At 52.1% G+C, this 284-nt stretch carries 1 protein-coding gene; it reads left to right on the top strand.

The genetic code is table 11. From position 1 onward, the window contains the following. Positions 1-19 precede the first annotated feature (19 nt). On the top strand, positions 20-284 hold a 265-nt coding region (locus KMS84_RS39995; RefSeq protein WP_256921566.1), incomplete at its 3' end, for a hypothetical protein.

Raw genomic sequence — 284 nt, 5'->3', positions numbered from 1 at the left:
GATGGTTGTGGTTTTGGTCTTGAAGGATCAGATCGCAACTAGGGCTGCACTGGCGGTGATACCCAAGACAGCGGTGCGCAAGTCACAGACTTGGTTTGAGATGGCCAAGATCCGAAGGGCGTCTGTTGCAGACAAAGTCTGGATCACGCTTCGTGCAAGCTCGATGCTCAGCAAAGAAAGTGAGTATGGTCGTGAAGGTTACCTCGAAGAATACTTTGGCGTCGGCTCGGCAATGTTTGATCTTGAACACCGGGAACAGATCAGCAAGTTGGGCTGGGATGACC

Origin of the sequence: Streptomyces hilarionis, assembly GCF_024539675.1 — a bacterium.
GTDB classification, from domain to species: Bacteria; Actinomycetota; Actinomycetes; order Streptomycetales; family Streptomycetaceae; genus Streptomyces; species Streptomyces hilarionis.
The sequence above is the reverse complement of the archived record's forward strand: the minus strand, read 5'-3'. Positions and strand labels throughout refer to the sequence as shown.